The organism is Bacillota bacterium, from assembly GCA_040754675.1.
Lineage (GTDB): Bacteria > Bacillota > Limnochordia > Limnochordales > Geochordaceae > Geochorda.
The window spans coordinates 1-8,130 of record JBFMCJ010000165.1 but is presented as its reverse complement, the minus strand read 5'-3'; the positions used below and the strand labels follow the sequence as shown (position 1 = coordinate 8,130).

The window sequence follows — 8,130 nt, the reverse complement described above, 5'->3', positions numbered from 1 at the left end:
CTAAAGCCGCCCGCTTCCGGCGCGCGCTCGAGGACCGGGTGCAGGCGCTGCGCGCCCATCAGCAGCAGGCACTGGAGCTGGAAAATGCGCTTCAGGCGCTGCGGGCGGCGCGCTCCTCGGCAGCCGGGCGCCGGGAGGCGCTCGACGACGAGCGGCGGAGGCTGGAGCGGGAGCTGGCCGTCCTGGAGAGCGAAGGCCGCCGTCTCAAAGAGGCCGCCGAGGAAATCCAACGGCGCGAGCAGGATCTGCGTGCCCGCCTCAACAGCCAGCAGTTCGAGGAGCAGCGCTGGCGCAAAGCCCTGGAGGATCTGACGGCGGAGCTTGAGCGATCCCGGCAGGGCCGGCGCGAGCTGGAGGCGCGGGTCATGGAGGCGCTGGCGCGCGTCGAGGCGTTGCGGGCTGACGAAAAGGTCCTGCTCTCCCGGCTTGAACAGGCGCAGAGCGATCTGACCGCCCTGCAGGAGGGAATGGCAGCGTCTTCCAGCGAACAGGACCAGGCCCGCCTCGAGATGGAGGGGGCCCACCAGGCAGCACGGGCGCTGGCCGAGGAGGTCGCCCGGCTTCAGGCCGCGGTGCAGCAGCAAAGCGAGGAACGCTCCACGCTGACTTCCCGCCTGGAGGCAGCCGCCGGGGAGCTTGAGCAGCTCCGCCAGCAGGTGGCTCATCTGGAGAAGGCCGTGGAGCTTCACAGCGCCAGCTGGATGCGCTCCGACCGGACGGCGCAGGTCGCCAGAGATCGGTGGGACCAGGTGCGGGCACGCCTCGCCGAACTGGCCGGGGCCGCGATCTCGGACCCCCGCGCCATACCCTCGCCTCACCCGGAACTGGCCCGCTCGCCGCGCTCGCACCTGGAGCGCCGCCGCCAGGAGCTTCAGGCGGAACTGGACCGCATCGGCACCGTCGACATGCAAACCATCGCGGCGTACGAGCAGGCCCGCCGGGAGTTCGAGACGACGCAGGCCGCCCAGGCGGACGTGCTGGCGACCCTCTCGGCCATCGAAAGCTGGCAGCGCGAGCTGGACAAGGTGAGCACGGACCGCCTGCAGCGCACCCTCGAGGCGGCGTCGCGGGCATTCGGCGAGATGGTGGAGCGCCTGTTCGGCGGCGGGGAGGGGAGGCTCCGCCTGGAGGGCGATGGTGTCGCCGGCGGGCGGGTGGAACTCGAAGTGCGGCTCCCCTCCAAGCGCCCGCAGCCGGCCGTGGCGCTGTCAGGCGGCGAACGGGCGATGGTCTCGGCCGCGTTCATCTTCGCGCTGCAGAAGGTGCGCCCGTCGCCCATCTGCGTGCTGGACGAACTGGACGCCGCTCTGGACGAGGTAAATCTGGACCGGCTCATCGGGGTGGTGCGGGAACTGGCTCAGGACCGCCAGATCCTCTTCATCACGCATCGCCAGCGGACGATGGAAGCGGCGAATTCGCTGTTCGGCGTGACCATGGACGACCAGGGCATTTCACGCCTGCTGGTGCTGAGGCTGGGAGACGTTCCCAGGGTGCTCGGCGCCGAACTCGAGAGCGCCGCGGCTGGGGCGTGAGCGGACCATGCCGCCGGTCTGGGAACGACTGCGCCGGGGGATGCGGAAAACCCGGGACAGCCTGGTCGCTTCCATCGACGCCCTGGTGCGCCGTCACGGGGTTTCCTCACAGCTCTACGAGGCCCTCGAGGAGAGCCTCATCGCCGCCGACGTGGGGCCGGCCATGGCGGCCCGCGTGGTGGAGGCGCTCCGCACGAGACAGAAGGGCGCCCACGACGCGGTGTCGCTGCGCCAGGCACTCGCGGACGTCATGGCGGAGGAGCTCGCGCGCGGGCAGGCCCATCTGGCGTGGGACCTCCCAAACCCTCCGCGCCCGCAGGCCGCCCTGGTGGTCGGGGTCAACGGTTCGGGCAAGACAACCACGGCCGGCAAGCTGGCGTGGCGGCTGCGGCAGGAAGGCCGGCGCGTCCTGCTCGTGGCTGCCGACACGTTCCGCGCCGCCGCCCAGGAGCAGCTGGCGCTGTGGGCGGACCGGGCCGGTGCGGACCTCGTCAGGGGTTCGCCGGGCCAGGACCCGGCCTCGGTGGCCTTCGACGGCGTTCAGGCAGCCAAAGCCCGGAGCAGCGATGCGCTCATCATCGACACCGCGGGCCGGCTGCACAACAAAAGCCAGCTCATGGCCGAACTGGCCAAGATCCGGCGGGTTACCGAGAAGGGGCTGGGGCGGGCTCCGGATGAGGTGCTGCTGGTGCTGGACGCCACCACCGGCCAGAACGGGCTCGTGCAGGCCAGGATCTTTACCGAGGCGGTGGCCGTTACCGGCATCGTGCTCACCAAGCTCGACGGAACGGCCCGGGGCGGCATCGCGTTCACCATCGCGGCCGAGTTGGGGCTTCCCCTGAAGCTCGTGGGCGTAGGCGAAGATCCCGAAGACCTCCGTCCCTTCGACCCCCGGCAGTTTGCGGCGGCGATTCTTGACACCGCACCTGACCAGGGCTGACGTCCCCAGGAGCTTTCCGCGGTCCGGCGCGCCGGCGTACCCGGCGGTGCCGTTTTGTTGACGCAGGAGCAGGGGCGTTCTATACTCTGCAGGTGTAAAGGACATATCCTTAACGGGCGAGGGCGGGCGTTGCGGGTTCCTTCGGGCGGCCGGGTGGCAGGGCCGTCGCAGCAAGAAGCGCGCGAGGCCGGCGTGGAGCCAGGAGGGCTTGCGCTCCTCTATGACATCTACGGTGGGCTTCTGACCCCAAACCAGCGCAGGCTGTTCGAACTGCGCTACCACCGGGACCTCTCGCTTGCCGAGATCGCGGCGGGTGAAGAGGTGAGCCGCCAGGCGATTCACGACGTCCTGCAGCGAAGCGCCCGCACGCTGCAAGAGGCGGAGCGGCGGCTTGGCCTGGCGGCCCGGTACCGGCGGCAGCGGAGGCTGGTGGAGAAGGCGCTGGCAGAATCGTCCAAGCTCTTGGAGGCGGCGGTGTCAGGGGGCACCCCGGCGGACGTCGAGGACCGCGCCAGAGCGGTGCACCGGCTCCTTCAGGCCCTGCGCCGGGAGCTTTAGTTGAGGGGGCTTGTCTTGAGGTGTTCGAGGCGCTCACCGAAAGGCTGACGGAGGTCTTCCGGCGGCTTTCGGGACGGGGAAAGCTCTCCGAAAAGGACGTCGACGAGGCGCTGCGGGAGGTGCGGCTGGCCCTTCTGGAGGCCGACGTCAACTTTCGCGTCGTCAAGGCGTTCATCGAGCGCGTAAGGGCGCGCGCCACCGGGGCCGAAGTCCTGGAGGGGCTGGCGCCGGCGCACCAGGTGGTGCGCATCGTGCGCGACGAGCTGACCCACCTCCTGGGCGGCAAGGCCCAGGCCTTCACCCTCGACCCGCCGTGGCCGGCGGCCGTGGTGATGGTGGGCCTGCAGGGTTGCGGGAAGACGACCGCGGCGGCCAGGCTGGCCTACCTGCTGCAGCGCCGGCAGGGGCGGCGGGTGCTGCTTGCGGCATGCGACCTGCACCGGCCGGCCGCCATCGAGCAACTGCGGGTGCTGGCTGCTCAAGCGGGGGCCAACTTTTTCTCGGCAGGGACAGACCTGCCGGCTCCCGAGGTGGCGAAGGCCGCGGTGGCGCACGCGCGGCGGGCAGGCCACGAGGTCGTGGTGGTGGACACGGCTGGGCGCCAGCACGTGGACGAGGAGCTGATGGAGGAGGCCCGCCACATCGTGGAGGCTGCGCAGGCCCGGCGGGTTTTACTGGTCGTGGACGCCATGACCGGGCAGGACGCGGTGACGGTGGCCCAGGCGTTCGCCTCCCGCATGCCGGTGGACGGCATCGTGCTGACCAAGCTGGACGGTGATGCCCGGGGCGGCGCCGCCCTTTCCGTCCGGGAGGTGACCGGGGCGCCGATCGTGTTCGCCGGTGTCAGCGAGAAGCTGGACGGTCTCGAGGTATTCCACCCGGACCGCATGGCCGGGCGGATTCTGGGCATGGGCGACGTGATGACGCTCATCGAGCGCGCCGAGCAGATCGCCGAGGCGCAGAAGGCCGAGCAGCTCGTGAAGCGGCTGCGCGAGGACGCCTTTGACTTGGGCGACTTCCTGGAGCAGCTTCGCCAGGTGCGGCGCATGGGGCCGCTCGACCAGATCCTGGCCATGATACCGGGCCTGCGAAGCCGGCTGCCGGCGAACGTGAAGGTGGACGAGAAGGAACTGGCGCGCATCGAGGCGATCATCCAGTCCATGACCCCGGCCGAACGGCGCACCCCCTCCATCATTGACGGCAGCAGGCGGCGGCGGATCGCGGCAGGCAGCGGGGCCACCGTGCAGGACGTCAACCGGTTGCTGAAGCAGTACGAAGAGGCCCGGCGCATGCTCCGCCTGGCCGCCGGGGGACAGGGCCCGGGGCCGGCGGGGCTCATGCGGAAAGGTCTTGAATAACCGGAACGGACCGGAAAGGGAGGCCGAGCAAGCGTTGGCGGTCAAGATTCGACTGAAGCGGATGGGTGCCAAGAAGCAGCCGTTTTACCGCATCGTGGTGGCCGATGCCCGGGCGGCGAGGGACGGCCGGTATGTGGACCAGGTCGGCTACTACAACCCCCTGCGGGAGCCGCCGGAAGTCAGGGTAGACGCCGAGCGGATCATCGGGTGGCTTTCCAGGGGTGCCCAGCCCTCCGAATCGGTTCGGCGACTTCTGGAGCACAGCGGAGTCTGGCAGTCGTGGCAGCAGCGGCGTCAGGCCATGCGCGGCGGGCAGCAGGCCGCCGGGGAAGGTGCCGCTGCCGCCGCCCAGGCAACGCCGGTGACGGAGGAGAGCACGCGTGAAGGAACTCGTTGAGTACATCGCTCGGGCGCTGGTGGATCATCCGGATCAGGTACAGGTGCGCCAGGTCGAGGGCGAGCGTTCCATCATCCTCGAACTCAAAGTGGCTCCAGAGGACATGGGAAAGGTGATCGGCAAGCAGGGCCGCATCGCGCAGGCCATCCGGGTGGTGGCCAAGGCCGCGGCGCTGCGGGAAGGCAAGACGGTGCACGTCGAGATCCTTGACTGAGGGCGAGGCAAGGGCGGCGGCCGACGCGCCAGAGCGCGTGGCCGTCGCAAAGATCCTGGCTCCCCACGGCATAAGGGGAGAGGTTAGGGCCGAGGTGCTCAGCGATGACCCCGCGCGCCTGGCCTCGGTCGGGGCGTGTTTTTTGCGCCTCTCCGGCGGCGGAGCCATCCAGGTGGAGGTGGTGCGCGCGAGGCCGGGCCCTCGGGGGAGCGTGATCGTGGCCTTCTCCGGGATCGAGGACCGCGACGCCGCCGAGAAGCTGCGGGGCGCTTTGGTGGAGATTCCCAGAGACGCCGTGCGGCCGCTGCCGGAAGGGCATATCTATCTCTTTGAGCTCCTGGGCATGGAGGTCGTCACCGAGGGGGGCGAACGGGTGGGGCGTGTGACGGGCGTGTTGCGCTCCCCTGCCCACGACATCTGGGAGATCAGCCGGCCGGAGGGCGGGCCGCCCGTGCTGCTACCCGCCGTGCGAGTCTTCGTCGGGGCGGTGGACCCGGCGGCGCGGCGGGTGGTGGTAAGGTTGCCGGAGGGCCTGCTCTCGTAGCGATGTACCCCATCGACGTGGTGACGCTATCGCCTGCGTCGCTGGCCCCGGCGCTCCAGGACGGGGTCGTGGGGCGGGCGTGGCATCGGGGCCTGGTGGGCATCCGGCTGTGGGATCTGCGTGAGTTCTCCCGGGACCCGCACCGTAAGGTAGACGACACGCCTTTCGGGAGCGGGGCGGGAATGGTTCTCATGCCCCAGCCCGCCGTGGATGCCGCGGAGCACGCCATCGAGGCGCGCCATCCGGGCGAGACGCCCGCCGTCTTGCTGATGTCGGCCGGCGGGGTGCTCTTCAGCCAGTCAATGGCGCGGGAGCTATCGCAGACGGCGGGAGGCATGGTGATCGTCTGCGGGCGGTACGAGGGGATCGACGCCAGGGTCGGCCCGGCGCTGAAGGCCCGCGAGGTCTCCATCGGGGACTACGTGCTGAGCGGGGGTGAAGCAGCCGCCCTGGTGGTGATCGATGCAGTCGTCCGGCTCTTGCCGGGCGCCCTGGGGGACCCCGGGTCCAGCCGGGACGAGTCGTTTGAGCGGGAATCCGGACTCACCCGGGGGCTGCTCGAGTACCCCCAGTACACCCGGCCCCGCAGCTTTCGGGGCATGGAGGTGCCGGAAGTGCTGGTGAGCGGCCACCACCAGGCCATCGCCGAGTGGCGCCGCCGCCAGTCGCTTCTCCTGACGCTGCAGCGCCGGCCCGATCTCCTGGAATCTGCGGCCCTCAGCGCCGAGGAGCGCCGGCTCGTCGAGGAGTGGAAGAGAGGATTGTCCGCCGAGCGCGCGACGTGTTAGAATGCCGGGCGGCCCGCAGTTGCGCTCATGGGGCCGCACCCTGAAAGGAGCCGGAAAAGATCGTGGACTGGCGCCACGCAGTCGAGGCACCGCACGTGCGCACGGACCTGCCCGAGTTCGGGCCGGGAGACACCCTGCGCGTTCACGTCAAGGTCAAGGAGGGCGACAGGGAGCGCCTTCAGGTCTTCGAGGGCATCGTCATCGCCCGCGACCACGGCGGTACCAGGGAGACGTTCACGGTCCGCAAGGTGTCGTCGGGTATCGGCGTGGAGCGGGTCTTCCCCCTTCACTCGCCTCTGCTGGAGCGCATCGAGGTAGCGCGCCGGGGCCGGGTGCGCCGGGCCAAGCTGTACTACCTGCGCGGGCGTGTCGGCAAGCGCGCGCGGGTTGCCGAGAAGCGCGCCTGAGAGGCCGGCCCGCGGCCGGCCCATAGCGGGGGGCAACGGGATCGGTGGAGGGATCCCACCGGGAGGCCTTGCTGGAACTGGTGGAGGCCGTTGGGCTTGCCACTATCCTTGCCGTTCTCATCATCGCGTTCGTGGCCCAGTCCTTCCTGGTGCAGGGACAGTCCATGGAGCCGACCCTGCACAACGGGGAGCGGCTGCTGGTGGATAAGCTGAGCTACCGCTTCCGGGCCCCCCGCCGGGGTGAGATCGTCGTCTTCCGCGTTCCCACGGATCCCAGCCGCAAGTTCATCAAGCGCATCATCGGTGTGCCCGGAGACGTCATCGAGTTCCAGGGCGGGAAGGTCGTCCTCAACGGGCAGGTCTTGCACGAGACCTACGTGCAGGGGCCCACCCGATCCGACCGAGAACGCCAGACGGTGCCACCGGGGCGCTACTTCGTCCTGGGTGACAACCGGGCCAACAGCGACGACAGCCGTTTTGCGGACGTCGGCTTCATTCCGAGGGAGTACGTCATCGGCCGGGCCGTTATCGTCTACTGGCCCATCTACCGGGCGGGGCTGGTGGAGGTCCCCGCCATCTTGGCAAGCGGCCGGCCGTAGGATGCAGCCGTAGAGCGCACAGTTCTCCCGGTGAAACCGGGCGAAAGGGATGCCGCCCGTGGGAGATCTCGCCGAACTGGCCCGGTCCGACCCGCTCGCCGTGCTCGATAGGGCACAGATATGGAAGGCACTCGGACGGGAGCGCCTGCCTCAGCGGCGGGAGGGCCCGAGAAAAGGGCCGCGTGCCGGGAGAGTGGGGCCGCCGCTTCACGTCGCCCTGAGTTCCGAGCGGTGGGCCGGTGTCGACGAGGCGGGAAGGGGCCCGCTGGCGGGTCCCGTGGTGGCATGTGCCTGCGTGCTGCCTCCCGGACTCGAGGTACCCGGCCTGCAGGACTCGAAAGCCCTCACGCCGCCGGCTCGAGAGAGGCTCTTCCCGGTGCTGATGGCGCAGGCTCTGGACGTACGCATTGCGGTCGTCTCCCACCACCTCATCGATCGCCTCAACGTGTGGCAGGCGTCGCTTCTGGCCATGAGCCGGGCAGCCTCGGCCCTGTCGGTGCTTTACGACCGCCTCGTGGTGGACGGGCCCTGGACACTGCCGCTCAACCGGCCGGGCGCCGTGCAGGAGCCCCTGGTGGGAGCGGATGCCAGGATCGCCTGTGTGGCCGCCGCGTCGGTCATTGCCAAGGTCTTCCGGGACGCCCTGATGGACGAGCTGGATGCCATCTATCCGGGGTACGGCTTCGCCCACAACAAGGGCTACCCCACCCCTGAGCACCTGGCCGCCCTGCGGGCAAGGGGGCCGTCACCCGTCCACCGGCTGTCGTTCGCCCCGGTGGCGGAGGCGTCCGGG

10 protein-coding genes and 1 pseudogene are annotated in these 8,130 nt (G+C 70.1%); all 11 read left to right on the top strand.

The window, feature by feature from the left end; genetic code table 11:
- Positions 1–1,532: AAA family ATPase (locus tag AB1609_10925; protein MEW6046979.1), on the top strand; the 1,532-nt coding region annotated here is incomplete at its 5' end.
- A 7-nt stretch (positions 1,533–1,539) separates the two neighbouring features.
- The gene (gene ftsY, locus AB1609_10920; protein MEW6046978.1) at positions 1,540–2,472 is read left to right on the top strand and encodes a signal recognition particle-docking protein FtsY; all 933 of its coding nucleotides are present in this window, start codon (positions 1,540–1,542) and stop codon (positions 2,470–2,472) included.
- 129 nt (positions 2,473–2,601) lie between these two features.
- Entirely contained in the window at positions 2,602–3,030 is a 429-nt protein-coding gene (locus tag AB1609_10915) for a sigma factor-like helix-turn-helix DNA-binding protein (protein ID MEW6046977.1), read from the top strand.
- A gap of 20 nt (positions 3,031–3,050) precedes the next feature.
- A complete protein-coding gene (ffh, locus tag AB1609_10910; protein MEW6046976.1) occupies positions 3,051–4,388 on the top strand; it encodes a signal recognition particle protein in 1,338 nt (445 codons plus the stop codon).
- A gap of 34 nt (positions 4,389–4,422) precedes the next feature.
- Positions 4,423–4,644, top strand: a pseudogene (gene rpsP, locus AB1609_10905) (30S ribosomal protein S16).
- Between the two features lie 124 nt (positions 4,645–4,768).
- A complete protein-coding gene (locus tag AB1609_10900) occupies positions 4,769–4,999 on the top strand; it encodes a KH domain-containing protein (protein MEW6046975.1) in 231 nt (76 codons plus the stop codon).
- Positions 4,992–5,543 carry a ribosome maturation factor RimM gene (gene rimM / locus AB1609_10895; GenBank protein ID MEW6046974.1) on the top strand — a complete coding sequence of 184 codons (552 nt, stop codon included), beginning with the start codon at positions 4,992–4,994 and terminating at the stop codon, positions 5,541–5,543. Before AB1609_10900 ends, rimM begins: the two co-directional genes overlap by 8 nt.
- A 2-nt stretch (positions 5,544–5,545) precedes the next feature.
- The gene (gene trmD / locus AB1609_10890) at positions 5,546–6,331 is read left to right on the top strand and encodes a tRNA (guanosine(37)-N1)-methyltransferase TrmD (protein ID MEW6046973.1); all 786 of its coding nucleotides are present in this window, start codon (positions 5,546–5,548) and stop codon (positions 6,329–6,331) included.
- Between the two features lie 62 nt (positions 6,332–6,393).
- Positions 6,394–6,738, top strand: coding sequence for a 50S ribosomal protein L19 (gene rplS, locus AB1609_10885; GenBank protein MEW6046972.1), 345 nt, complete (start codon positions 6,394–6,396; stop codon positions 6,736–6,738).
- Between the two features lie 44 nt (positions 6,739–6,782).
- The gene (gene lepB / locus AB1609_10880) at positions 6,783–7,337 is read left to right on the top strand and encodes a signal peptidase I (protein ID MEW6046971.1); all 555 of its coding nucleotides are present in this window, start codon (positions 6,783–6,785) and stop codon (positions 7,335–7,337) included.
- Between the two features lie 49 nt (positions 7,338–7,386).
- A partial coding sequence (locus AB1609_10875) for a ribonuclease HII (GenBank protein MEW6046970.1) occupies positions 7,387–8,130 on the top strand: 744 nt, incomplete at its 3' end.

Coding starts and splice junctions, on each gene's coding strand:
- trmD (MEW6046973.1), top strand. CDS start 5,546: ATGTACCCCATCGACGTGGTGACGCTATCGCCTGCGTCGCTGGCCCCG.
- ftsY (MEW6046978.1), top strand. CDS start 1,540: ATGCCGCCGGTCTGGGAACGACTGCGCCGGGGGATGCGGAAAACCCGG.